This window comes from uncultured Psychroserpens sp. (assembly GCF_947494225.1).
GTDB lineage: Bacteria > Bacteroidota > Bacteroidia > Flavobacteriales > Flavobacteriaceae > Psychroserpens.
Genome location: NZ_CANLUG010000003.1, coordinates 250,596 through 276,214 on the forward strand (window position 1 = coordinate 250,596; position 25,619 = coordinate 276,214).

Here is a 25,619-nt window from a genome sequence, read left to right on the forward strand (position 1 = left end):
TTTGGTTAGTTATAAAGTAGTAACCAAATATAACAAATACAAGTTGCAAGAAATAAAAAAACCTCACAAAATCTTGTGAGGTTTTTAACAATATAAAATGCTTTAGAATTACATTTTTAATTCTTCAGGTTGTTCATAATTAAATAAATAATCTATATCCATTTCATGAACCTTACCTAATTTACTTAGGGCATCAAAATCGATATCTTTTTTATTTCCTATAACCATAACATTGTAATGTTCTCCCTTGATATTTTTATTGAAAAAATCACGAAGATCATCCATTGTCATATTTTTAATTGTATTGTAGATTTCCTCTCTATTATCATTATCAATTCCTAACTTCTTTAGGCGTTCATAACTCCAAAAGACATTTGATTTTGTGATACGTTGAGCGGCTAACTTCTTAAGTGTAGATTCTTTAGCTGCATTGAATTGTTCTTCAGCTTCAGGCATGTTGGTCATTAATTCCATCATGGCATCAACAGCCTGAGGCATTTTATTGGCTTGTGTTCCAATATAAGCCATAATGTAATTAGAATCGTCTTGTTTATTTGCGTTGCTATAACTAGAGAACGCCGAGTAAGCTAAAGATTTAGATTCTCTAATCTCCTGAAATACAATTGAAGACAATCCGCTTCCAAAATAAGTATTAAACAATGTAGAAGCCGCCATGTTTTCAGCTTTAAAAGGATCTCCTTTTGCAAGGAATAACATTTCAGATTGTACCATATCGAAATCGACAAAGTATACATTTCCTCCTGTTTCTTTTTCTAAATAAGCCATAGCTTCTGGGTAAGCATTTAACTCATCTGCAACGATGTGATTTTCATTTAAAGCGGCTACAGCTGCGTCAACATCTTTACCGTAATAAAATACACGTTGCTCATAGTCTTTCATTCCTTTTACAATTTCAACCAACTCAGCTGGATTCATTTCATTAAGTTCATTTATTTGAAAAATATTTCTTAATCGCGAGTTTTCACCATACTTGCCATAATTCATCAATCCTCCCCAAAGGATACTTCCTTTTTGGGTTTTGTTATCCTTTCGACCTTTAGCTATAGACTCGACATACTTATCATAAGCCTCTTGATCTGGCACAGCGTTATTCCAAAGGTGTTCTAATAGTTCTAAACCTTTAGGTAAGTTTTCTTTGATACCACTCAATCCAACATACGTGGTTTCTGGTCCTGCGCTTACATAATAGTTAACACCTAATTTGTAAAATTCCTTTTTAAGTTCTTCAGCAGAATATTTATCTGTTCCAAGGTATTCCATATATCCAGCGGCAAGACCTAATTTTTTATCGTTATCACTTCCCATATCGAAAATGATATTCATGTTAAATAGGTCATTTTGCTCGTTATTTATATAAGATACTTTAATACCATTATCTGTTTTTGTTTCCTTTATAGCTTCTTTATAATCAATAAATTTTGGCTGTAAAGGTTTAGATTCTAATGCATTAAAACTTGTTAAGTACTCTGAACTCTTATCTCTATTTAACTTAACAGGTGTAATTCCAGGATTTTCAACCTTAACAATAGATGTATCTTCACCTTGTCTCTTATACGTAATTACATAATTGTCTTTATAAAAAGACTTAGCAAAATCTACTAATTCTTGTTTTGTTATCTTTCTTAAATCTTCCAAGAATTCAACTCTATCTTTCCAATCTTGTTCTTTAATAAACGCATCAACATACATGTTTGCTAACGCAGAGTTATTTTCATACTGTTGCGTTTGACTTAGTTTTAAATCATTAATAACCGCATCCATCATCCATTCGTCAAACTCACCATTTTTAAGTTTTTCAATTTGAGCAAGTAATAACAATTTAACTTCGTCTAAGGTTTGTCCTTCTTTAGGCGTCCCAGAGAATGTATGATATCCATACTCTTTTAAAAAGGTAGGAGAACAACCTGCATTCTGAACGAGTTGTTGCTGATTTAAATTTAAATCGATAAGACCTGCAGTACCATTAGCTAAAATCATATCAGCCATTGTTACAAGTTTCTCTTCCTCTGTACCGGCCGCATCTGTTCTAAATGCCAAAGAAACCGTTTCTGCTGTAGGTCCGAAAACTTCATTAACTACAGGAGATGTGATAGGATCTTCTTTCGGTAATTCTGGGTGAACAACTTCTTTTTTCTTTAATTTCCCAAAAGTATCATTAACCTCTTTTATGGTTTTATCAAAATCAATATCACCAACAAGTATCATTGCCATATTGTTAGGAACATAATACTTATCAAAGTAGTTATGAATATCAATCATTGAAGGGTTTTTCAAATGTTCACCTGTTCCAATAGTTGTTTGTTGACCATATGGATGATTAGGAAACAATCCGTCAAGCATAGCGGCATAACGCTTTCTAAAATCATTATCTTGTCCTCTATTAAATTCTTCAAAAACAGCTTCTAACTCTGTATGAAATAATCTTAATACTAATTGACTAAATCGTTCGCTTTCAAGGCTAAGCCATTTTTCCAATTCATTCGCTGGTATTTTGTTTACATAAACCGTTTGTTCGAACCAAGTATATGCGTTCGTTCCTGTAGCTCCTAAAGAACCTACCATTTTATCATATTCATTTGCGATACTATGATTAGATGCTTCTAGAGATACTTCATCTATTTTTTTGTAAAGCTCTTTCTTCTTTTCTGGATCAGTTTCAGCTCTGTGTTGTTCATACAATTCTGAAATTTGATCTAAATAAACTTTCTCCTTTTCCCAGTCTGCAGTACCAATTTCATCGGTACCTTTAAAGACCATATGCTCTAAATAATGTGCTAATCCAGTTGACTCTTTTGGATCATAATTAGATCCAGCTCTAACTGCAATATAGGTTTGGATTTTAGGCTCGTCAACATTTTTACTTAAATACACTTTTAAACCATTGTCTAAAGTATAAAGGCGCAGGCCTGTTGGGTCGTTGGCAACAGATTCATAAGATAATCCGTTTGCATCAGTTTTAGATTCGACAGCATATGCCAAATCTGTTTTGTTATCTGTTTTACAATTGTACGCGAGTACAATAACAAACAGCATAACACATAGTTTGATCTTTTTCATTTTTCGATATAGATTAGTTTTAAAAAAAAATTCCGTTGACTAAGTTACAGTCAACGGAATTATAACGATGGAGTTTTATATTTATTTTAACAAGATATTGGCATTATCCAATAACTTCGGCTACCTTTTTACCTATTTCAGCTGGAGAGTCTACAACGTGAATTCCACAATCTCTCATAATTGCTTTTTTCGCTTGAGCAGTGTCATCGCTTCCACCTACAATTGCTCCTGCATGTCCCATAGTACGACCTGCTGGTGCAGTTTCACCTGCAATAAATCCAACAACAGGTTTCTTACTTCCACTATTTTGGTACCATTTAGCAGCATCTGCTTCTAACTGACCACCAATTTCACCAATCATAACAACACATTCTGTTTCTGGGTCGTTGATTAATAATTCTACGGCTTCTTTTGTGGTTGTTCCAATAATTGGGTCTCCTCCTATTCCAATAGCTGTAGTAATACCTAAGCCTTGCTTTACAACTTGATCTGCAGCTTCATAAGTTAATGTTCCAGATTTAGATACAATTCCAACCTTTCCTTTTTTGAAAACAAAACCAGGCATGATACCAACTTTAGCTTCCCCTGGAGTAATTACACCAGGACAGTTAGGACCAACTAATCTACAATCTTTTCCTTTGATATAATCTGAGGCTTTAATCATATCAGCGACAGGAATACCTTCTGTAATTGTAATAATCACCTTAATACCTGCGTCTGCGGCTTCCATAATTGCATCTGCTGCAAATGCAGGTGGTACAAAAATAATAGTTGTATCTGCTCCTACTTTAGCAACAGCATCTTCAACAGTGTTAAATACGGGTTTATCTAAGTGCGTTTGACCACCTTTCCCTGGTGTTACACCACCTACTACGTTTGTTCCGTATTCAATCATTTGACCTGCATGAAAAGTACCTTCACTACCGGTAAAACCTTGAACAATTATTTTTGAATCTTTATTAACTAAAACGCTCATTTGTGTTTGTTTATATGATTTGTGTTATTTTATATAAGAATTTTGATGTGAAAATTCGTTGTGCAAAAATAAGTTTTTGAATATGATTTTTAAACCTTTTTAAACTTTTATTTCGGCATAAGAATTTAAACTTTCAGAACTATCATCTGCTAATTGGCTAATTTCATAACCTTTGTAGAGTTTACCATCTTTTACTTCCCAAATTGAAATAAAATGCGCTAAGGCATCTTCCTTTTCTGGTCTTTCTATAGACGTCACATAAATGGTGTAACGTGCGGTAATTGTATTATGATCTTCCAAGAGGTGACTCACCCTATAATTAAATGATAAGAAGGCTTTTTTTAGACCTTCTAGCATCTTTTTTATACCATCATAATCTAACGATGTAAAACCGTTGGTACTATTCCATAATAGTTTGCAGTCCTTATGAACTAAGTCAATAGCATTTTCAGCTTTTGCCAAATCCAATTCGTAAAACGATTTAACAACGTCCTTTGCAGTCATTTATATATTTTTTAATTTTTCTAAAATTTCGGGAATCTTTCTTATGGCGGCAATCTCTTTGTATTTACTTCTAAAATCATCAGCAGGTACACCAAAATAACTTTTATGTCCTTCCAATGATTTGCTTACTCCCGCCTTAGCTGAAATAACTGCTTTTTTTCCGATAGTAATACCGCTTGTTATACCCACTTGTCCCCAAATAGTAACTTCATCTTCTATAATCACGCATCCAGCGATACCAACCTGAGAAGCTATTAAGCATTTCTTGCCTATAACTGTATCATGTCCAACCTGAATTTGATTATCCAATTTAGACCCTTCACCAATAGTTGTATCGGCAGTTACACCTTTATCAATGGTACAAAGTGCTCCAATATCAACATTATCTTCTATAACTACGCGCCCACCAGATTTTAGTTGGTCAAAGCCTTCTGGTCTATTTTTATAATAAAATGCGCTCGCGCCTAAAATAGCTCCAGCATGGATAGTAACATTATTTCCAATAACAGTATCATCATAAATACTAACGTTTGAATGAATAGTACAATTATTACCTATGGTGACATTATTGCCTATAAAACAATTAGGCTGTATTACTGTATTCTCTCCGATAATAGCGGATTCTGAAATAGAAACATGAGCCCTTTTAAACGGTTTGAAATGTAATGTTAGTTTATTAAAATCTCTAAAAGGATCATCACTAATTAAAAGTGCTTTTCCTTCTGGGCAATCAACTTTTTTATTAATTAATACAACAGTAGCATTTGATTCTAAAGCCTTATCATAATATTTTGGATGATCAACGAAAACAATATCACCAGCTTCGACAACGTGAATTTCGTTCATACCCAAAACAGGGAAGTTGTCTGCACCAACATAATCTGCATCTATTAAATGTGCAATGTCTTTAAGTGTATGTGGTTTTGGAAATTTCATTAATTATTCCTTGATACGTTCTTTATACGTTCCTTTAGCCGTTTCAACCTTAATCTTGTCTCCTTCATTAATGAATAAAGGAACATTAACCGTAGCTCCAGATTCAACAGTAGCAGGTTTAGTTGCATTTGTAGCTGTATTACCTTTTACACCTGGTTCAGTTGCTGTTACCTCAAGAATAACACTGGCAGGCATATCTACTGAAAGTGGCATATCGTCCTCTGTATTGATTAAAACAGTTACAATTTCACCTTCTTTCATTAAATCTGGTCTATCGAGTGCAGCTTCTAGTAAACGAATTTGAGAGTAATCTGCTTCATTCATAAAATGATAAAACTCTCCATCATTATATAGGTATTGAAACTTATGAGTTTCTACACGTACGTCTTCAATTTTATGTCCAGCCGAAAATGTATTATCAATAACTTTTCCTGTTGTGACACTCTTTAGTTTCGTTCTTACAAAAGCAGGGCCTTTACCTGGTTTAACGTGTAAAAACTCAATAATTTTAAAGATATCATGGTTATATCTAATGCATAATCCGTTTCGTATATCTGATGTACTTGCCATATGTTTTTATTTAATAATTTATTAGTTGTTTTAAAAGTGCTATTTACTTTAAAACTTATCGTTTAGTTTTCAAAGCCTATCTTAATTTGATTTAAAATAGCCCTTCATGATTCCACGATGAGAATTCTTTATAAATTGTAGAATTTCATCTCTTTCAGGTGTTGCTTGCATTTCGGCTTCAATTAAGTCTGAGGCCTGAGAATTATTGTAGTTTTTTTGATATAAGATGCGGTAAATATCTTGAATTTCTCTAATTTTTTCAGTAGAAAATCCACGTCGTCTTAAACCAACAGAATTAATACCAACATATGATAAAGGTTCTCTAGCCGCTTTTACAAAAGGAGGTACATCTTTTCTTACTAACGAACCTCCAGTTACAAATGCATGATTTCCTATGGAACAAAATTGGTGTACTGCAGTCATTCCTGCTAACACCACAAAATCACCTACAGTAATATGACCAGCAAGTGTACTATTATTAGAAAATATGCAATTATTTCCAACAACACAATCGTGTGCAACATGGCAATAAGCCATAATAAGGCAATTATTCCCTATGACCGTTTTCATTCTGTCTGTTGTTCCTCTGTTGATTGTAACGCACTCTCTTATTGTAACATTATCTCCAATTATGGTAAGTGTATCTTCATCATTATATTTTAAATCTTGTGGCACTGCAGAAATCACAGATCCTGGGAATATATTGCAATTTTTACCGATGCGTGCACCTTCCATAATGGTTACATTACTTCCTATCCATGTTCCCTCACCAATGGTAACGTTACTATAAATAGTTGTAAACGGTTCGATAACTACATTCTTAGCGATTTTTGCTCCAGGATGTACGTATGCTAAAGGTTGGTTCATTTTATTTTACTTTTGAAATTTGTGCCATCAACTCTGCTTCGGCGCACAGTTTTCCATTGGCATAAGCGTACCCTTGCATATGGCATATACCACGGCGAATAGGAGTAATTAAATCACACTTAAAGATTAAAGTATCGCCAGGAACGACTTTTTGTTTGAATTTTACCTTATCTATTTTCATAAAGAATGTTAGGTAATTTTCAGGATCTGGAACTGTGCTTAACACTAAGATCCCTCCTGTCTGAGCCATTGCTTCAACGATTAAAACACCAGGCATTACTGGAGCTCCAGGGAAGTGTCCTTTAAAGAACTCTTCATTCATTGTTACATTTTTTACTCCAATTACATGAGAATCTGATAACTCAAATACCTTATCTAGTAGTAAAAACGGCTGCCTATGAGGTAACATATCCATGATTTGGTTGACATTCATAAGAGGCTCCTGATTCAAATCTATTTGAGGCACATTATTACGACGCTCGTTTTTAATCACCTTAGATAATTTCTTTGCGAACTGTGTATTAATGAAATGCCCTGGTTTATTAGCGATAACTTTTCCTCGTATTCTTGTACCTACAAGTGCGAGATCACCAACAACATCAAGAAGTTTATGTCTAGCCGCTTCATTTGGATGATGAAGTGTTAAATTATCTAAGATTCCATTAGGTTTTATTGAAAGCGAATCTTTATTAAATGCTATCTTAAGTTTTTCTGTTGTTTCGGCTGATAATTCCTTATCCACATAAACGATTGCATTATTAAGATCACCTCCTTTTATGAGTCCGTGTTCCAATAATGTTTCTAATTCATGTAAAAAACTAAAAGTTCTAGAGTCTGAAATATCATTTTTAAAATCAGTGATATGATTCAGCGTTGCATTTTGAGTCCCTAAAACTTTCGTGCCAAAATCGACCATTGTAGTCACTTGATATTCTTTGGCAGGCATTACAATAACTTCACTACCTGATTCTTCATCAGAATAAGAAATCACATCAGAGACCACATACTCTTCTCTAAAATCATCCTGTTCAACAATGCCTGATTTTTCTAGGGCTTCAACGAAGAATTTTGAAGACCCATCCATAATTGGAGGCTCCGATGCATTAAGTTCAATAATTGCATTATCAATATCCAAACCTACTAAAGCGGCAAGAACATGTTCTGAAGTTTGGATTGTTACTCCATTCTTTTCCAGACATGTTCCACGTTGTGTATTAGTAACGTAATTGGCGTCAGCCTCAATAATTGGTGAACCTTCTAAATCGACTCTCTTAAATGAGAACCCGTTATTTACTGGAGCAGGGCAAAACGTTAATGTTACGTCTTTTCCTGTATGCAGACCAACACCAGTTAAAGAAATTTCTTTCCCTATTGTTTTCTGTTTAACGTCTGTTTTAATTATTGCCATTTACTTTTTTTTCTAAATCGTTTATCATTTTAACAATCTTTGGTAAATTTTTAAAATACACATAGGATTTGTTCCAATCGCCATAAGTAAAGGATGGGGAACCTTGAAGCACCTCATTATCTTTTACGTGTCTCCCAATTCCAGATTGTGCCTGTACTCTTACATTATTACCTATAGTAATATGTCCTGCAATACCAACTTGTCCACCTATCTGGCAGTTCTCCCCTATTTTAGAAGATCCCGCGATTCCGGTTTGCGCTGCGATTACTGTATTTCTTCCAATTTCTACATTATGAGCAATTTGAATTTGATTATCCAGTTTTACGCCTCGGCGTATTATCGTAGATCCTAAAGTTGCTCTATCAATTGTAGTAGCTGCACCAACATCGACATGATCTTCAATAATCACATTTCCTGTTTGTGGCACTTTACTATACTCTCCATTTTCATCTGGAACAAAACCAAAACCATCAGCTCCAATAATAACACCTGCATTAATCACACACTGGTTACCAATTATTGATTCTGAATATATTTTAGCTCCCGAAAAAACAATAGTATTATTTCCAATGCTAACATTATCACCTATATAAGTGTTTGGAAAAATTTTCACGTTTTGCCCAATACTTACATTATCTCCAATGTAACTAAATGCCCCAACGTAAATATCATCACCTAGCGAAGCAGATTCTGAAATAAATGTTGGTTGTTCAATACCATGTTTATTGAGTTTTACCTGATTATAATATTCTAAAAGTTTTGAAAAAGACTTGTAGGCATCGTCAACCTTTATAAGCGTTGTTGTAATTTCATTTTCTGGCTCAAACGTTTTATTTACAATTGTAATAGACGCTTTAGTAGAATATATATACGACTTATACTTTGGGTTTGCCAAAAAGGTCAAAGAGCCTTCTGTACCTTCTTCAATTTTTGAAAGTTTAGAAACCTCTACCTCAGGATCTCCTACGATATCGCCTTCTAAAATTCCAGCTATTTGTTGTGCTGTAAAGTTCATTCTCGCAAAAATATGAAAAATGTCTTAAAGTTTATTTAGGATAACAGATATAATATTTAGTTACAGGTTTTGACAGTGCTTTTATACTAAATTGATCTGAAGCTTTTGTGATATCTACAACTTTACCTGTTTTCTGTAAAATCTTTATATTTTGATTTTTAGATTGATAAGCCTGATTTGATATTTCATTAATAAACACGAAGTACTCGGCATCTTTTTCTGAAATATTATACGTCTCAACAAGTTTATTAATGTGCTTACTAAGCGTTGAAGGTTTTATTGGTTTATTTTTTAATTTTATTTTCAATAAATCCCTATTAATAATCATGTCACAAAGATTTTTTAAAATAAAATCATCATGATATTGCCACTGCTTCATAGCCCAAACGATATCAGAATCATCCAATCGCGAAAACGTATCTAAAGTATCGTCATTAAAATTGTCGGCTGTTATTTCATTATTAAGAAAATAAGACAAGGCCTCACTAGCTTTAAGTTGCACTCCAGAATTACTAAGTTCTTTTGCACGTTTTAAAACACGTACCAAGAGCTGTTCGGCTACTAAACCTGTTTTGTGCAAATACACCTGCCAATACATAAATCGTCTTGCAACTAAAAATTTCTCTACACTATATATTCCTTTTTCTTCTACTACCAATCTATCATCAACAACATTGAGCATCGTTATGAGGCGCTCACTATTTACGTTACCTTCTGCAACACCTGTGTAAAAACTATCACGTTTTAAATAATCGGCACGATCCATATCAAACTGACTAGAAATGAGCTCGCATAAAAATGGGCGTTCATACTTTCCTTCAAAAATTTGGATCGCTAGCGTTAAACTTCCGTTAAATTCTTCGTTGAGTTTTTCCATGAAACGTTTAGAAATGTCCTCATGAGAAATGCCATTTACGATACTATGTTCCATTGCATGGGAAAACGGACCATGACCAATATCATGCAATAATATAGCTACATAAAGTGCTTTTTCTTCTTCTTTGGAAATGCCAACCCCTTTAAAACGAAGGACATTAACCGCTTTTTGCATTAAATACATACATCCCATAGCATGATGAAAACGAGTATGATGAGCTCCTGGATAAACAAGATAAGATAAACCCATTTGAGAAATTCGTCTTAGTCTTTGGAAGTATCGATGTTCGATTAAATCAAAAATTAGCGAGTTAGGAATCGTAATAAATCCGTAAATTGGGTCGTTAAAGATTTTAAGTTTGTTGTTTGTCTTCAAACTATGACTTTTACATTAATATTAAACAAATATACATGAACACTATAAATATTCTTTGGGTTGATGATGAAATCGACCTTTTAAAACCTCATATCATTTTTTTAGAACAAAAACAATATAAGGTTACTACTTGTCAGAGCGGCACTGAAGCTATCGAAATTATTGACGATACAAACTTCGATATTGTATTTCTTGATGAGAACATGCCTGGCCTAACAGGTCTTGAAACCCTTCATGAAATTAAGGAAAGACGTGCTAACCTTCCTGTAGTTATGATCACTAAAAGTGAGGAAGAATATATCATGGAAGAAGCTATTGGAAATAAAATAGCCGATTATTTAATTAAGCCTGTTAATCCGAATCAGATTTTACTCAGTTTAAAAAAGAACTTAGATCATTCGAGGCTCATTTCAGAAAAGACAACCTCCAATTACCAACAAGAGTTTAGAAAGATTGCGATGGATCTATCTATGGTAAACACTTTCGAAGAATGGAGTGACCTATATCAGAAACTAATTTATTGGGAATTACAACTTGAAGATATAGAAGACATTGGGATGACCGAAATATTAGAGTCTCAAAAAAACGAGGCCAATGTACAATTTGGAAAATTTATTGATAAAAATTATCCGTCTTGGTTTGACCACAATGCTGATGCGCCTACACTTTCTCATGATTTATTTAAAGAGAAGGTCGTACCAGAGTTAAGTAAAAATCAGCCAACACTTTTAATTGTGATTGACAATTTGCGTTATGACCAATGGAAAGCATTTGAACCTATTGTAAATAATTATTACAAAAAAGATTCTGAGACTCCTTTTTATAGTATTCTACCTACTGCAACTCAATATGCAAGAAACGCTATCTTTTCGGGTTTAATGCCAGCCGATATGGAAAAGTTACATCCAAAACTTTGGAAGAATGATATTGATGAAGGTGGAAAGAATATGCATGAAGCCGAATTTTTAGAAGGACAATTAAAGCGATTAGGCTTACAACATCTAAAAACAGAATATCATAAAATCACGAATTTGAGATCAGGTAAAAAGCTGGTAGAGAATTTTAAAACTTTAAAGGATAACGACTTATCAGTTATCGTTTATAATTTTGTAGATATGTTATCACATTCAAAAACGGAAATGGATGTGGTAAAAGAACTGGCCTCAAACGACAAAGCCTATCGTTCATTGACTGTGAGTTGGTTTAAAAACTCACCACTATTAGAAATGATTCAGCAGGCGCAAAACTTAGGCTTCAAGCTCATTTTAACAACAGATCACGGAACGATTAATGTAAAAAACCCATCAAAAGTTATTGGAGATCGTGATACGAGTTTAAACTTGCGCTATAAAACAGGACGAAGTCTTACCTACGAAGAGCGTGAAGTTTTAGTGGCAAAAGACCCAAAGTCTATTCACTTACCGGCAATAACAATGAGTAGCTCCTTTATTTTTGCTAAGGGCGACTACTTTTTGGCCTACCCAAATAACTACAATCATTACGTAAGTTATTATAGAAATACGTATCAACATGGAGGTGTGTCATTAGAAGAAATGATTATTCCGTTTGTGGTGATGAATCCGAAATAGCAATCTATGTAATGCAAATAAATCCGATGAAATACACTTTTTCCTAGTTTTTCTCATAAATATTCCTTATTATTGCTCCTCAAATTAGGCTATAAACTTTTTTGACACCCTAAATCATGTCAAAGTTATTGGAAATAACATATCAAATTGAAGACATTTCGTCGGTAGCAAAGCAAATCTTAGACTATGCAAGCTCTAGGACTCTACTTTTCTATGGAGACATGGGCGTTGGTAAAACTACGCTTATTAAAGCGCTTGTAAATGCTTTGGGTAGTCTTGATGAAGTTAGCAGCCCTACATTTTCTATAGTAAATGAATATGTAACAGATGAGACTTCTATTTATCATTTTGATTTGTATCGAATAGCCAATGAAGAAGAAGCTTTAAATTTTGGTTTTGAGGACTATTTATACACTTCCAATTGGGTGTTAATTGAGTGGCCTGAAAATGCTAAAAATTTGCTGCCAGAAGATGTAAATAGTATTAAAATCACACATAAAGATAATACCTCAAGATCCCTCAAATTGAGCCAAAACCTAATATTAACCCAGTAAAAAGCTATGGAGCACGTCAAAATTTAGAAAATAAATTTACAACCTAACACCGCGTCTTTATTGATAATTACGGAAAAACCGTAAGCAAAAAGGAGATTAACAGCTGTTTTTAACAGTGGTTTTAACTGTTTAAAGTATAAGCGCAACTTATATTTGAACAATTAATTAATTTAATCCCTTATATTATGAAGACTAAAAAGTACGTACTAGCAATCGCGATTTTCGGTGGTATGTTGTTCACAGCTCAAGCAACTGATTTAATCAACTTAGATGGACAAGTTAAAATTGAAATCGAAAAGAAAAAGCGAAAGCTCATGCAAAACGGCTAAGCCAAAAAAACTTAATAGAAATGCAGTTGTTGGTAGTATCATTGGTACTCTGATTGCATCTACACCATTATTATGGTCATTGCATGAAAGTGTTCCTACCGAAAAAGTATGGAACACTTTTTTATTTACATATGACAGCAAATTTTGGGAAGATGCACAATATGCCATGTGGGTCTTTACCGGTAAATTCATTCCTTTATTTTTATTATTAATTTGGTTTTTCACTAATAGAAACTGGTGGTATCATGCCTTATTGGTTCCAATAGTTATGTATAGTTTTCAGATAGTTTTGACATTTAAGGGTGATACTACTCATGTAGACGAATTTCAGATTATTTATATGCTACCTATTATGGCTATTGTAATTCCTTCCATATATCTAATAAGAGCAAAAATGTTCAACAAAATAAATGATGCTGATAAGACCATGCAAGAATTAGAAGAAGAGTTTATGATGAAACCTAAGGGACTTTGGGACAAAGTCAAACAATATTTCTAAAATAATTTATACTTAAACAACGAACTCAGTTAACTTTGATAGCTGAGTTTTTTGTTTACAAGTTAGTATAGAAAAAAATCTACCCATATATATTGTTTATGCAAAAACGATTACATTTGTTATAAATGAAAACTATATACTCTTAATCCCTTTTAAATCATGAGTAAAACTATACATCGCATCATGAAAGTGGTTTCCGCCTTAAATATGAGCGCTAGACAATTTGACCTCTCCATCGGCACTGGCAACGGCTATATCTTGCGCATGCAAAAAAACAATGCTTCCGTTGGAAGCGATGTAATTGAGCGCATTATCAAAGAATATCCTCAAGTGAATCTCATCTGGTTAATTACTGGCAAAGGTGATATGTTCATTGAACAACAATCTAAACCCAAAGTAAGAAGTAAACAAGAGATTGAAAGCTATATAGATGCAAAGTTGAAAGCCCAATGGTCTGATGAAAAGAAAGCACTATTAGATGAAATTTTGTTAGAAATTGAAAATGCAAAAAAATCTATAAAAGAGTAATTCTGAAATTTTAATTCGTTAACCTATCCCTTAGCAATAAAAGTTCTGCTAGGTATTCTCTCTTAGTTAACATACTTTTTTTTCTTTCTATTTCCTTTAAATCATTATTAACAGAGATATAGTTTTTTATATTGAATTTGGATAATTTAATTAGTTCAGTATTTATGTCCTTATTTACCCATAATGTATTATGCTTTTTATAAAAGTTCATTTTTTTAGATAATAAAATTAGAACTATTAAATATGGAATTGAATAAAATATGCTTTCTAAATAAATAGGTGTATAATCATTTCCCAATTTTATTCCTTCAATAGTACCATTTAATTTATGTATTTCTGAAGATATTGGTAAAAACAGGATTATCCGCCACCAATGCTTACAGGTTAAAAACCAAACAGATAACATAAATAAAGTCAGTAGTTTAATAGAAATAAGCCATAAAAGATAATTGACCTCTTCATACATCCCTGAATCTATTTTAAACCATTTTGTATCCCATATGAGAGTGTCTTTTGGCGCCAGGTTATAAAGAAAAAAAAGAAAAGGTAGCATAATTATGAATAACATCATTGCCATATCCTTAGTGAAGTGTTTTTTGAACATTGATATATTCATATTTATTTTTTATAAAAAGTATCTCTAATAGAGATTAACTGCTTAATATAATCAAGGTTGTTTTCTTTTGATAATTCCGTTTGAGCTTTCTTATAATCTTCATTCAATTTTATAAGTTCCTTCTTTTTATCTTGATAAATTTCAAAAAACAATTCATCTACTTCATTATCTAACTTATAGAGCACCTTCTTTGCCAAGTTATATTTATCTATTTTATATGAGATATAAAATAATAAAAGAATTATTGGAATAGTGATCGGAAGACTTGTATAGAACTCTATTTCATCGAAGAATCTTTGGTTAGGGTTTAAAGCACTAATCAATTTTAACAATTCTATGGTGATTATAACCAGTATTGAAGATTTCCACCAATGGTGAGATGTAAAAAACCAAGTTAAAGCATATAAAATTATCAATACTTTCATTTTAATAAAATGCGCCATGGTAGAAAAATCAACAAAGCCTAAATCTCCAACTTCAAAAAATATGAAATTAACTTTCTTTATTCTTGTTGGAATTTGTTCTACTGCATAATACCCAAAAGTCAAGCCTAAAATTAGGACTATAATAATGATGTCTTTAACTTTAACTTTAATATTTATAAATTTGAATTTCATATAGAAAATTATCTACAACGAATATAAAACTTATTTTGTAAAAAACGGATTTTTATTTGTAATTTGAATCACCAATTAATTAACTCGATGAGCAAATCATTATCTCCTTTTACCAAAGCCCAATTGTTACCCCAAGAAGAAACGCTTGAAGTCTATAAAAAGAAAGGCGACCTGTTTATTGGAATCCCAAAAGAAACTCACTTTCAAGAAAAACGCGTGTGTTTAACTCCAGATGCCGTTTCCGCACTTGTTTCTAATGGACATCGCGTAATGATAGAATCCGGAGCTGGTGAAGGAGCCAATTTTAAAGACAAAACCTATAGCGATGCAGGAGCTGAAGTTACTAACGATACCGCAAAGGTATTCTCCTGCCCTATTTTACTTAAAGTTGAACCACCTTCTTTGGATGAAATAAAACTTATAAATCCGCAAACAATTCTAATTTCAGCCCTGCAATTAAAAACGCAAAGCAAGAAATATTTCGAGGCTCTAGCCGCCAAACGTATTACGGCTTTGGCTTTCGAATTTATAAAAGATGATGATGGTGCGTATCCTGCCGTACGTTCACTTAGTGAAATTGCTGGAACTGCTTCTATTCTTATCGCTTCTGAACTTTTATCAAATGTAAATGGTGGTAACGGACTCATGTTTGGAAACATCAGCGGAGTGCCTCCTACAGAGGTCGTTATTATTGGTGCTGGAACAGTTGGAGAATTTGCTGCGCGCTCTGCAATTGGACTCGGAGCGAACGTTAAAATATTCGATAATTCCATTACAAAATTACGTTGCGTACAGTCCAATTTAGGACGTACACTATATACCTCAACAATACAACCAAAAAACCTGGTTAAAGCACTTAAACGATGTGATATTGCAATTGGTGCTGTAAGAGGAAAGAACAGATCTCCAATCGTCGTAACTGAGGCCATGGTGAATACGATGAAAACAGGTTCTGTCGTTATTGATGTTAGTATCGATATGGGAGGATGCTTCGAAACAAGCGAAGTCACTAATCATGATAAACCAACCTTTGAGCATAATGGTGTTATTCATTATTGTGTGCCAAATATTCCTGCTCGATATTCTCGTTCTGCCTCAGTATCAATTAGTAACATCTTTACGCCTTATCTTTTGAAAATTGCTGAAGATGGTGGTATCGAAAATGCCATCCGTTTTGATCGTGGATTGAAAAATGGGTTGTATTTTTACCACGGAATTTTAACAAACAAATCTGTTGCCGATTGGTTTGACCTAGATTGCAGCGATGTTAACTTGTTAATTTTCTAGAAACACAATACACTAATTATGAAATTAATTCATCGAATAGGTTACTATTTGGGAGGCTTCTCAATAGGCCTTATTTTATTAGCATTCTTTTTAAGCGGAAAAAAAACATCCTGTGCTTACGGACCAAATGCACGAACTATAAAAAGTATCAGTACAAAAAAACAACGCTTCTATTCTGACGCCGTTGAAAGCGCCATGAAAACTCATAATTTAGATACACTTGCTATTACAAATCTCATAAAAACAGGTGATGTAAATTTTTCTGAAAGCGATACAAAATCTGAAGGCTGCAAAACGTATCTTATAGAAAACGAACTTAATGATAAAGCGGTTGAATTAACAGTAAAAAACTGTGATTCTGCGGCTACAATCCAATCACTGATCATCAAATAAAAGCCACTACCAGTATAAACTAGTAATGGCTTTGCAATAACTATATTCAAAACTAATCCATTGATTTATCGTATGGGTACTTTCTTTGTTAAGCTCGTATCATTATAAATCAACTTTACTATATATATACCTCTTGCATATGCGGAGGTATTAATTCCTCGAGTCATTTGAGATTGATTCTCTAATTCTGTTTGGTTAAATGTTTCTGTATACAATACTTTTCCAGATAAATCATACAACATAATTCCTGATGCACTGACCGAATTTAAGCCGTCTATTTTAACCTTTAAAATGTCACTTATTGGGTCTTGATACACTATAAATTCAAAGGCATCAGATTCTTCTGGAATCTCAATGGTAGTATTGCAATTTTCAACAAAAACCATTACTGTTGCTTCATCACTATCTAACGCATTATATACTAATACAGAGTACTCAGTGTCTTCATCTGGAGATACTTCAATACTCTGAGTTGTTTCACCTGTGTTCCAAAGGTATTCGTCGCCACCACTAGCCGTTAATGTTACCGTTTCTTCTGAACAAATTGTTAGGTCTTCACCTGCAAATGCTTCAACAGTTTCTACCACATTAACAACCACAGCTTTAGTATCTTCACAACTATTTATAAAACCTGTTACTTCATAAGTTGTTGTTATCGATGGACTTACAGCAATATTAGGTTGTGTTGCTCCATTATTCCATAAATATGTATTGGCTCCCGAAGCTGAAAGTGTTATAAATTCACCTTCTAAGATTGTAACATCACCTCCATTGGAAATAATAACATTCGGATTTGGGTTTACCGATACCATAACATCAGCATCATCTGAATAATTTCCTATAAATACGGTAACTGTATAGGTTTGTGTGTTAGCAGGATTAACCGTAATACTTTGTGTTGTTTCTCCAGTACTCCATAAGTAGCTATCACCTTCCGACGCGGTTAATGTTGTTTCATAACCCTGACAAATAGATTGGTCTGCACCTGCACTAGCAATAAACTCAAATGGTTCTACTGTTACTACAACTTCATCTGTAAATTCACATCCATTCGAAAATCCAGTTACTGAATATGTCGTTGTCGCTATTGGTGATACAGAAATAGAAGACGTTGTTTCTCCAGTGTTCCATAAATATGTATCTGCTCCTGTTGCTGTCAAACTTGTAGATTCTCCTTCTACAATCACAACATCATTTCCTGCATTAGTGTTAGGTAATTCGTTTACTATAACTTCAACACTATCGCTATCTGAAGCAGTTTGTGCCGAATTAAATGCAGTTACCGTATACGTGGTTGTTAAACTTGGAGAGACATTTATACTAGATGTCGTTTCTCCTGTATTCCACAAATAGCTTGTTCCGCCAGATGCTGTCAACGTTATTGTGTTTCCGTTGCAAATCTCCACATCGTCTCCAGCATCTGCAGTAACATTTTCAATATTTACAGTCACTGTAACATCACTTGTGGTTTCGCAACCATTAGAGAAACCAGTTACAATGTACGTTGTTGTACTATTAGGGCTTACATTAATGCTTGATGTCGTCTCTCCTGTGCTCCACAAATAACTATCTGCCCCAGAGACTGATAAAATCGTTGACTCTCCTTCATTTATTGTCACATCATTTCCTGCATTTGTATTAGGCAAGTCGTTTACTATAACTTCAACACTATCATTATCTGAAGCTGTTTGAGCATCGTTGAAAGCGGTTACAGTATATGTTGTTGTTACATTTGGCGAAACACTAATACTAGCTGTTGTCTCTCCTGTATTCCATAGATAAGTTACACCACCAGATGCTGTAAGTGTAACAGATGTTCCGTTACATATTTCAACATCATCACCTGCATTAGCTACAACTGTTTCAGATTGTACATACACCGTAACGTTATCAGATGATACACATCCATTAGAATAACCGGTTACCGTATAAATTGTAGTTACACTTGGGCTAACATTAATACTTGCTGTTGCAGCTCCTGTTTCCCATAAATAGGCATCTGCACCAGTTGCTGTTAAGGTTGTCGATTCGCCTTCTGTAATCGTTACATTACTTCCCGCCTCTACGTTAGGTAATTCATTTACTGTGACCGTAACACTATCATCATCTGAGCTAGTTCCTAAATCATTGTATGCTGTTACAGTATAAGTTGTAGTTGTATTTGGTGTTACTGCGATACTTGCTGTTGTCTCTCCAGTACTCCAAAGATAAGTTGCTCCTCCAGATGCAGTTAAGGTAGTTGTTTCTCCATTACAAATTGTAATATCATCTCCTGCATTTGCTGTGATGGTTTCCGATTGCACATACACTGTGACATTATCAGATGATTCACATCCATTAGAGTAACCAGTTACAGTATAAATTGTTGTTACATTTGGGGTAACATTAATACTAGCCGTTGTAGCACCTGTTTCCCATAAATAGGTATCTGCTCCTGTTGCTGTTAGTGTCGTTGTTTCTCCTACGGAAATTGTAATATTATCTCCTGCGTATACGTTAGGTGAAGAATTAACAGTGACAGTTACATTATCTGAGCTTGAGCAATTATTTTCAAAAACTTCAACAGTGTAAGTTGTTGTTACATTTGGAGTTACTGAAATACTTTGAGATGTTTCTCCTGTACTCCATAAATATGACGTTCCTCCTGTAGCAGTCAAAGTGGTGACATTTCCTGAGCAAATTTCGGTGTCGTTTCCAGCCGATGCGACTGGTATCTCGTTAACCGTAACAACTACACTGTCTTCACTGCTGTTATTTCCTGAAACACTAAAAGCAGTTACAGTATAGGTAGTGGTTGTATTTGGAGACACTTCAATACTAGCAGTTGTTGCTCCCGTATTCCATAAATAAGTAGTTCCTCCAGATGCTGTAAGTGTAACAGATGCTCCGTTACAAATCTCGGTGTCGTTTCCAGCATTAGCATCGACACTGTCATCTTGCAAAAAAACAGTAACAGTATCTGTATTTTCACAATTATTAGTCGTTCCTGTTACAGAATATGATGTGTCTAATGAAGGCGTCACAGTTATGGATTGTGTGGTTTCTCCTGTACTCCATAAATAAGAATCTGCACCAGTTGCTGTTAAGGTCACACTTTCTCCAGAAAAGATCGTTTGATCAGCACCTGCATCAACATCAGGAGTTTCATTCACTGTAACAACAACACTATCTGTACTAGTACAACCGTTTTGTGTCACTTCAACTGAATATGTCGTTGTAACATTTGGATTTACAGTTATTGAAGCATTTGTGGCTCCTGTATTCCATAAATATGATGTTCCCCCTGAAGCGGTTAAAGTTACTGCAGTGCCTTGACACGTGTCTATATCGTTGCCAGCATTTGCTGTAGGTATATCGTTTACTGTTATCGTTATTTCATCTTGGGTTGTACTTCCGTCTGTATGCGTCCCTGTTACGGTATATGTTGTAGTTTGGGTTGGTGTAACAGTAATACTCGAAGATGTTTCATTAGTTACATCCCATGTATATGAATCTGCTCCTGAAGCCGTTAAAATAACATCTGTTCCTTCACAAATTGTTTCGTTATCAGCACTTAAGGTCACTTGATTTCCTAAAACATCCAGAACCATTCCGTTAAGATAATATTCAAGGTTTGTATAACCATCTGCCTGAACAATGTTTCGATCTGAAGCATCATTAGGGTTTAATCCGTTTTGATTTTCCCAAACATTTGGCATGCCATCGTTATCACTATCTTCAGGCGCTGTTCCTCCTAAGATTGTTGGATATGTACCTGATGTTGCAAGACCTCCATTACCATTAATGTATTGATTAATTAACCTAGTATCTACACCATCTCTAACAGGAAAACTTGCTCCAACATTGTCTAACAGTTCTGCTTCTAACTGATCAGCGGCTACAGCCTGAATGCCAGACGTTGCATATGGCGTAGACTGAAGATATGAGGACAAAGCTGAATTGTTTTGAGACGTTCCTTGAGCTAAGATATTACCACTAATATAGGCATGGGTCTGTGACGTTTGACCAGCACCACCAGTGGTTCCTTCTACGGCAGATCCACCAAAAATTGTGGTCTGACTTGATTTTTTATACTTATTATTTAATACGGTAAATTTTGCGCCCATACTTGGTACAGTTGCGTATCTAAACCCATAAATAAGATTATTGATTAATTCGAAATCGAATGTATTAGGAAGCGGAAATCCTTTTCTTGTATTACGCTCACTATTATGAGCATATAAATTTCTATAATACGTTAAATTGGTTGTTCTTTCGGCTGCCAGTGAACCATAACCACATTCGGCCATGATAGAATTTTGAATGGTCACATCTCGTACACTTCCATTTGGTAAGGCTCTAATATCAAAATTTTCATCTGAAGCCCAACTTAAAGAACAATGGTCTATAATAATATCGCTATGATGTTGACCACTCCAAGCCGTAATGTTTAAAGCATCTGCTCCAGAAGGCGCTGATGGCCCTGGTCTAAATCGGATATATCTTATGATAACATTAGACGCTTCAACCTCTACCATTCCTCCTCTAATTAAAATTCCATCGCCAGGCGCTGTTTGTCCTGCTAATGTAAAGTTCCCATTAGAAACGTAGATATTACTAGTAAGATTAATGGTTCCTCCAACTTCAAAAACAATAGTTCGTGTTCCAGATGCAAGTAATGCGTTTCTTAAACTTCCTGGTCCAGTATTATTTAAATTAGTAACTTTAATTACTACACCTCCACGACCACCAGTAGCATGTTTCCCAAAACCTTCTGCTGTTGGAAATGCTAACTGAGAATAACTATTAAAAGAAAAACTAAAAAATAGTAATGTAAGGAGGGTATAAAAATAGGCTTTAGAGATTCCATAGGAATCCCATTTAAGATTTGGGGATATCATTTGCTATTAATTTTGGGGCTTAATTGCTAGGGCAATCTAAAATATTTTTCCAGTAAAACCGTTTAAAGTATTAATTATTCGCTAAAAAGCATTTATAAGTAAATATTTACTTACAATTAATGGAAAATTCCTATAATCTGTCGAATTATTTAGATGAAATGCTAATTTTAATTTTATCTACGTGCTTACTCAAAAAAAAGACGTTTTCAAACGAAACTTTAACGTTTGTAGGAACTTACCTCCTACATTCTGTTATATTTACTTACAAATCAATAGTCATGTTATCTAAAAAAAAAGCATAACATCGTTTCATTAATTTCTTTCTTGAATTTATTTGTACTATTGCCCATACCAAATCATACTATATCATAAATTATATCCTTTGCAATCAAAATTTAACTTAAAGCAAAAACTAGGTAAACTATTAGGCAATGCCACTATCGTCAATGTCATTGTTGCTGGTTTCTTCACATTCCTTGTCTCTGGTATGGGATTCTTCAAGGAAATGGTTATAGCTGATGTTTATGGACTTTCTGAACTAATCGACACATTTTTAATCGCAGTATTGGTTCCTAGTTTCATTAGCGGTGTTTTCTTAGGGTCTTTTCACAGCGTATTTATACCAAATTATGTTAGTGAACTAAAAACAGGAAAACGGGTTGGAGCTTTTCAGAGTACAAGTTTTATGGTAACTATTGGAGTGGCCCTAGTCTTTTTGCTTATTGCCTTTCTTTTTACAGATGTCTATCTAGAAACACTCTATAAAGGTCATACAGCACAGTACTACTCCTTAGTAAAAACACAGTTCTATTTTGTAGCGCCATGTATTCTTTTTTGGGGATTTACTTCTGTTATAAATGGACTTCTAACTATTGACAATGAGTTTAGGTACTCCTCAATGAGTGCAATATTTACACCTATTTCAATTATAGTTTGCGTTATATTCTTTAGAGACGAACTCGATACCTTGGTCTTGGCTATTGGTACTCTAATAGGCAGTATTCTTGGGTTCCTGTTTGTTTTAACTGTTGCTTTAAAAAGAGGTTTAATCTTTTTAAATCGTCCTGATTTTAAATCAGACAATATCAAAACATTGTTTGGACAATTACCAGCAAAACTTTCAGCGAGCTTGTTAAGTGGTGTAAATCCGTTGATTGATCAATATTTTTCGGCACAACTCATTGTAGGTTCTATCGCTGCACTAAATTATGGTATCAAAATTCCAGCTTTTACCATTAGCATTGTTGGTATCGCAATAGGTAATGTGCTTCTTCCTTATTTTTCAAAAAATGCAGTTGACAATAAGATAGAAACATTTAAAAAATTAAAAAAGATCTTAAAGTTTGTTATCATAGGGAGTGGTATCGTCATGATTGTGGTTATTCTTATTTCAAAACCTATAATAACCCTCATATTCGAAGGAAATGCTTTCGAAAGTGATGATACTGTCATTGTAGCTAGAATACAGCAAATGTATTTACTACAAATACCATCATACATTGCTGGTCTTATAATGGTTAAATTCTTAACTTCCATTAATAAGAACAATTTTATGGTACTAACATCTATCATTAATTTAATCTTTAACATTACCCTTAACTATATTTTAATTAAGAGTATGGGAGTTTATGGTTTAGCACTTGCCACTTCTATAGTGGCTACGATCAATGGAATCATTTTATATGCCTATATTAATCACCTAGACAAGAAGAATGTTTAACATCATTACGCCTACATATAATCGTGAGCATACGCTTGAGCGCGTCTACGAGTCTTTGAAAAATCAAGACTTTAAGGCATTCTCTTGGATAATTATAGATGATTGCAGTACAGACAACACCTTTGATTTGGTTGATAGCTGGATTAAAACTGGAATCATTGCCATATCCTATTACAAACTTGATAAAAACCAAGGTAAATCTGCAGCTGTGAATTATGGCTTAGATTTGTGTGACCAACCTTATACCATAATTGCCGATAGTGACGATTCTTTTAGCTCTAACACCCTCTCAGATCTAAAAGAATTATGGAAAACTGTATCTGACAGTAAACCTCAAGTTGCCTCAATATGGACGTTGACAAAAAATGAGAAAGGTGATATTGTTGGTGATACATTTCCTGAAGAACGCTGGCAAGTTGGTTTTGATGAGCGCGTTTTAAACTATCATGTTGATGGTGAAAAATGGGCATGCTGGAGAACCTCAATATTGGCCGATCAAAAAATGTATACTAGTCATAAGTGCCATATTCAGGAAAGTCATACCTGGAATGCCATTAATAAGAAATTTGATTTTTTATGCGTAAATATAGCACACAGGTGTTATTTTAGCTCTGAAGATGGCTTAATCGCATCAAAGAAATCTCGAAAAGATCTAGCTATGGTATATTATTATGGTGGATATTATGGCCTATTGGATGTTTCTATATCTGAAATTTTCAAGCACAAATACTATCGCAACTTAGCTTTTGACTACTTTAAATCGAGATTGTTATTTTCAGACAAAAAATTAAAACTTGGTAGTTTTAAGTTCCTTGTTTCTGGATTAATTTTTATTGTACGTTTCCCAAAACGCTTAATTAAAAAGGTGATATGAAAGTATTGAGGTACATAATATTGATGCTTTTACTTTGGGAAATTTCGAGTTTCTCATTAGAGGTTTTTAGTGAGACCGCTGGAAGTTATACCAGTCATCTTACTAATATTTTGCTTATTGCCTATTACTTTCTTAGCAAAAAACGAAAGCTACTGTTTCCATTCCTTGTCCTGGGACTCTTTTATTTTATGATCTCCGGATTAGTCGATGTACCTGATGCCAAAGCCTTTATTAATGAATTTATTAAATACATTATTTTAATTGTTGGTGGCTCTGAAGTAGCTCGTGATACTGGACTAAAAGATTTATGTTTTATTTTACTCATTGGAGCCTTAAGTATTTTAGTACATGCGTTGTTTTTTGCTGATGCATATGGACGTTATAGTGGATTTTACTTAGATCCAAATGCAGGAGCTTTTGTTAGTTTAATAGGTTACTGCCTTACCTACAAACTAGAAAATCGACAGCTTAAACTCATTTTATTGTTCGCCTTTACCTTTACTGGTGTCATCACATTCTCAAGATTTTTCTTAATCATGTGGTTATTTATAAGCATCCTTGCGGTGTTTTCAAATCGGAAAAACGCTCAAGGTCTTTTCATTGGTTTTGGAGCATTAATACTTCTTATAAGTGTTGCTGCAATTCTTCAAGTGAATACCGCTAGGTTTTCTATTATAGAAGGTTTATTTGAAAGTAAGATTGAAACTACGGCTTTTACCGAAGGTTCAAGAACAGAACAATGGACTTCATATCTCGATGACATATATGAAAATCCAATTATTGGAAATGGTTATAAAAGTTTTATGGGTTCGAGTAATAGACAAGGTGTACATAACACCTATTTAATGGTTATTGGTGAATCGGGGATTATTCCGTTTTTAATGCTGATCATTATTTATTTGTCAATGTTTTTTAAAAGTTTACCCTTTTTTAAATCTGAAATACATCTCACCTTAATTGCCATTTCATTAATAGGAATCCTCATGGTAATTCATAATTATTTTGCGAATGATTTTTTAATCTTTATTTCTATTTGGCTTCTCGTGAAGTTAGGTGACACCTCGCAATCTATTGAAAATGAAAGTCATGATGATAGCAACGATTTACCATTGTTAAGACCACTGTAA

At 33.9% G+C, this 25,619-nt stretch carries 21 protein-coding genes; 9 read left to right on the plus strand and 12 right to left on the minus strand.

Annotation, left to right across the window (positions count from 1 at the left end; all coding sequences use genetic code 11):
- Nucleotides 1-108: 108 nt before the first annotated feature.
- From Q0893_RS08995 to Q0893_RS09035, 9 genes are all read right to left on the minus strand, one after another.
- Complete coding sequence (locus Q0893_RS08995; protein ID WP_299274611.1) at nt 109-3,078, minus strand: insulinase family protein; 2,970 nt, start codon at nt 3,076-3,078, stop codon at nt 109-111.
- A 103-nt stretch (nt 3,079-3,181) separates the two neighbouring features.
- Nucleotides 3,182-4,054 carry a succinate--CoA ligase subunit alpha gene (gene sucD / locus Q0893_RS09000; protein WP_298901849.1) on the minus strand — a complete coding sequence of 291 codons (873 nt, stop codon included), beginning with the start codon at nt 4,052-4,054 and terminating at the stop codon, nt 3,182-3,184.
- Nucleotides 4,055-4,153: 99 nt separating this feature from the next.
- A complete protein-coding gene (locus Q0893_RS09005; protein ID WP_298901852.1) occupies nt 4,154-4,558 on the minus strand; it encodes a nuclear transport factor 2 family protein in 405 nt (134 codons plus the stop codon).
- On the minus strand, nt 4,559-5,494 hold the full coding sequence (locus Q0893_RS09010; protein ID WP_298901853.1) for a UDP-3-O-(3-hydroxymyristoyl)glucosamine N-acyltransferase: 936 nt from the start codon (nt 5,492-5,494) through the stop codon (nt 4,559-4,561).
- 3 nt (nt 5,495-5,497) lie between these two features.
- Nucleotides 5,498-6,064, minus strand: a complete 567-nt coding sequence (gene efp / locus Q0893_RS09015) for an elongation factor P (protein ID WP_298901855.1) — start codon at nt 6,062-6,064, stop codon at nt 5,498-5,500.
- An 81-nt stretch (nt 6,065-6,145) separates the two neighbouring features.
- Nucleotides 6,146-6,931 carry an acyl-ACP--UDP-N-acetylglucosamine O-acyltransferase gene (gene lpxA / locus Q0893_RS09020; protein WP_298901857.1) on the minus strand — a complete coding sequence of 262 codons (786 nt, stop codon included), beginning with the start codon at nt 6,929-6,931 and terminating at the stop codon, nt 6,146-6,148.
- A 1-nt stretch (nt 6,932) separates the two neighbouring features.
- Nucleotides 6,933-8,339 carry a bifunctional UDP-3-O-[3-hydroxymyristoyl] N-acetylglucosamine deacetylase/3-hydroxyacyl-ACP dehydratase gene (locus tag Q0893_RS09025; RefSeq protein WP_298901858.1) on the minus strand — a complete coding sequence of 469 codons (1,407 nt, stop codon included), beginning with the start codon at nt 8,337-8,339 and terminating at the stop codon, nt 6,933-6,935.
- Entirely contained in the window at nt 8,326-9,354 is a 1,029-nt protein-coding gene (lpxD, locus tag Q0893_RS09030) for a UDP-3-O-(3-hydroxymyristoyl)glucosamine N-acyltransferase (RefSeq protein WP_298901860.1), read from the minus strand. The genes Q0893_RS09025 and lpxD overlap by 14 nt, the downstream gene beginning before the upstream one ends.
- A 31-nt stretch (nt 9,355-9,385) precedes the next feature.
- On the minus strand, nt 9,386-10,606 hold the full coding sequence (locus tag Q0893_RS09035) for an HD domain-containing protein (protein ID WP_298901861.1): 1,221 nt from the start codon (nt 10,604-10,606) through the stop codon (nt 9,386-9,388).
- 35 nt (nt 10,607-10,641) lie between these two features.
- On the opposite strand from Q0893_RS09035, the gene Q0893_RS09040 reads away from it, so the two are divergent.
- The 4 genes from Q0893_RS09040 to Q0893_RS09055 all read left to right on the plus strand — a co-directional run bounded on the left by Q0893_RS09040 (nt 10,642) and on the right by Q0893_RS09055 (nt 14,105).
- Nucleotides 10,642-12,195: a bifunctional response regulator/alkaline phosphatase family protein gene (locus tag Q0893_RS09040; RefSeq protein ID WP_298901863.1), complete on the plus strand. Its 1,554-nt coding sequence runs from the start codon at nt 10,642-10,644 to the stop codon at nt 12,193-12,195.
- Between the two features lie 116 nt (nt 12,196-12,311).
- Nucleotides 12,312-12,749: a tRNA (adenosine(37)-N6)-threonylcarbamoyltransferase complex ATPase subunit type 1 TsaE gene (gene tsaE, locus Q0893_RS09045; protein ID WP_298901864.1), complete on the plus strand. Its 438-nt coding sequence runs from the start codon at nt 12,312-12,314 to the stop codon at nt 12,747-12,749.
- A gap of 270 nt (nt 12,750-13,019) precedes the next feature.
- Nucleotides 13,020-13,577 (plus strand): hypothetical protein, encoded by a 558-nt coding sequence (locus tag Q0893_RS09050; RefSeq protein ID WP_299274622.1) that lies wholly within the window; start codon nt 13,020-13,022, stop codon nt 13,575-13,577.
- 159 nt (nt 13,578-13,736) lie between these two features.
- Nucleotides 13,737-14,105, plus strand: a complete 369-nt coding sequence (locus Q0893_RS09055; RefSeq protein WP_299274625.1) for a hypothetical protein — start codon at nt 13,737-13,739, stop codon at nt 14,103-14,105.
- Nucleotides 14,106-14,115: 10 nt separating this feature from the next.
- Here the strand turns inward: Q0893_RS09055 and Q0893_RS09060 are convergent, their stop codons facing one another.
- Together Q0893_RS09060 and Q0893_RS09065 are read right to left on the minus strand one after the other, a co-directional pair.
- Nucleotides 14,116-14,721, minus strand: a complete 606-nt coding sequence (locus tag Q0893_RS09060; protein WP_299274627.1) for a hypothetical protein — start codon at nt 14,719-14,721, stop codon at nt 14,116-14,118.
- Between the two features lie 2 nt (nt 14,722-14,723).
- Nucleotides 14,724-15,338: a hypothetical protein gene (locus Q0893_RS09065; protein ID WP_299274629.1), complete on the minus strand. Its 615-nt coding sequence runs from the start codon at nt 15,336-15,338 to the stop codon at nt 14,724-14,726.
- 87 nt (nt 15,339-15,425) lie between these two features.
- Between Q0893_RS09065 and Q0893_RS09070 the strand changes: the two genes are divergently transcribed.
- Both Q0893_RS09070 and Q0893_RS09075 read left to right on the plus strand, forming a co-directional pair.
- Nucleotides 15,426-16,625 carry an alanine dehydrogenase gene (locus tag Q0893_RS09070; RefSeq protein ID WP_298901873.1) on the plus strand — a complete coding sequence of 400 codons (1,200 nt, stop codon included), beginning with the start codon at nt 15,426-15,428 and terminating at the stop codon, nt 16,623-16,625.
- 18 nt (nt 16,626-16,643) lie between these two features.
- Complete coding sequence (locus Q0893_RS09075; protein WP_299274633.1) at nt 16,644-17,018, plus strand: hypothetical protein; 375 nt, start codon at nt 16,644-16,646, stop codon at nt 17,016-17,018.
- 65 nt (nt 17,019-17,083) lie between these two features.
- On the opposite strand, the gene Q0893_RS09080 is transcribed toward Q0893_RS09075, so the two are convergent.
- Nucleotides 17,084-21,898 carry a T9SS type A sorting domain-containing protein gene (locus Q0893_RS09080; protein ID WP_299274636.1) on the minus strand — a complete coding sequence of 1,605 codons (4,815 nt, stop codon included), beginning with the start codon at nt 21,896-21,898 and terminating at the stop codon, nt 17,084-17,086.
- A gap of 382 nt (nt 21,899-22,280) precedes the next feature.
- Here Q0893_RS09080 and murJ point away from each other — a divergent pair, with 382 nt between their 5' ends.
- The 3 genes from murJ to Q0893_RS09095 are packed head-to-tail and all read left to right on the plus strand — an operon-like array spanning nt 22,281 to nt 25,619.
- Nucleotides 22,281-23,618 carry a murein biosynthesis integral membrane protein MurJ gene (gene murJ / locus Q0893_RS09085; protein WP_298901878.1) on the plus strand — a complete coding sequence of 446 codons (1,338 nt, stop codon included), beginning with the start codon at nt 22,281-22,283 and terminating at the stop codon, nt 23,616-23,618.
- On the plus strand, nt 23,611-24,492 hold the full coding sequence (locus Q0893_RS09090) for a glycosyltransferase family 2 protein (protein WP_299274640.1): 882 nt from the start codon (nt 23,611-23,613) through the stop codon (nt 24,490-24,492). The genes murJ and Q0893_RS09090 overlap by 8 nt, the downstream gene beginning before the upstream one ends.
- Nucleotides 24,489-25,619 (plus strand): O-antigen ligase, encoded by a 1,131-nt coding sequence (locus Q0893_RS09095; protein ID WP_299274644.1) that lies wholly within the window; start codon nt 24,489-24,491, stop codon nt 25,617-25,619. Before Q0893_RS09090 ends, Q0893_RS09095 begins: the two co-directional genes overlap by 4 nt.